Here is a 1,272-nt window from a genome sequence, read left to right on the forward strand (position 1 = left end):
GCCCGGCGGCAGATGCGCTTCGGCGAGATGACGTCCGATCCGGCGATTGGCACGTTCGGCGAGTTCGTGCTCGGCGATGGCCGCGAGGAAGCGCGCAGCGGGCCAGCCTTCGCGATCAGCCGTTTCAGCGAACTGGGGCCAGAGGGTCTTGATCGTGGGCAGGCGCAACTCGGTCAGCATGATGCCGAGACGTGCCTCGTCGATGGGATATGCGGTCTTCATGCTGTCTCTCCTATCCAGGCTGTCGGGGTGACCAGCGCGTCATAGATGTCGAGGCCAACCTGCTGCACCGTGACGGTCGGCAAAGCTGAAGGGTCAGGCCCGAATTGCCTTCGCAAGGCGACCGGATCGGGCAGTTGCCCGGCATCCAGAACCCCGCCCAGTTCCTCGGCTAATTTACGTTCGCAGCCGCGATCATGCGCGAGCGCGAGCAGTTCGACGGTGATCTTGCAGGCCATCTTCTCGGGCAGATGCGCAATCAACACCTCGAAGGCCCGCCGATAGGCAGGGCGCGGAAAGAGCTTGTCTCGGTAAACCAGATTTAGCAACGCCATCGGCTTGCGGCGCAGGGAATGGATGACATGGTGATAGTTGACCACCTGATCGTGCCGCCCATGAAGACCTCCAGCCGGTCATCGTAGAGGCGGATCCGCAGCCGATGCCCGATCAAGCGGGAAGGCACGGTGTAGAACACCTTGCGCAGGGTAAAGCCGCCGGTGCTCGACACCGTGACAATGACTTCTTCGAAGTCAGTCGTGCGACGGGCAGGCAGGGTCTGCAGATAGGCCCGCTCTGCGGCGATCTGCTTCCCTTGGGCCGCATTCCGGCGCCCCACGATCTCATCGACGAAGGCCCGGTAGCTGGCGATGTCGGCAAAGTCCGCCGTGCCCCGCATCAGGAGGGCGTCACGGATCGCCGCCTTGAGATGCCCATGGGCGCTCTCGATCGAACCATTCTCGTGTGCCACGCCACGGTTATTGCGCGTCGGCGTCATGCGGTAATGGGCACAGAGCGCCTCGTAGCGTTTGGTCAGGTCCAGCTTCGCATCTTGGTCGAGATTGCGGAAGGCGGCCGAAAGGCTGTCGCTACGATGCTGGTGGGGCGCACCACCCGCCGACCACAGAGCATTCTGCAGCCCTTCGGCCAGAGCCACGTAGCTCTCACCACCCAGGATGACATGTGCATGCGCAAAGCCCGACCATAACAAGCGGAAGTGATACAGCATGTGTGCCAGTGGCTGACCGACAATCGTGATTCCAAGTCCCGACATGT

Annotated in this window: 1 protein-coding gene and 1 pseudogene; both read right to left on the bottom strand. The window is 62.5% G+C overall.

Translation table 11 applies throughout. From position 1 onward, the window contains the following. Positions 1 to 222 (bottom strand): ATP-binding protein (locus tag ACEN2R_RS20890; protein WP_442044870.1); only part of this gene is annotated, 222 nt, incomplete at its 3' end. Next, positions 219 to 1,272 (bottom strand): annotated as a pseudogene (locus tag ACEN2R_RS20895) (Mu transposase domain-containing protein); the annotation flags it as partial. The gene ACEN2R_RS20890 and the pseudogene ACEN2R_RS20895, both read right to left, overlap by 4 nt.

The sequence above is a fragment of the Pseudogemmobacter sp. W21_MBD1_M6 genome (assembly GCF_052119585.1).
Classification (GTDB): Bacteria; Pseudomonadota; Alphaproteobacteria; order Rhodobacterales; family Rhodobacteraceae; genus JBGQOJ01.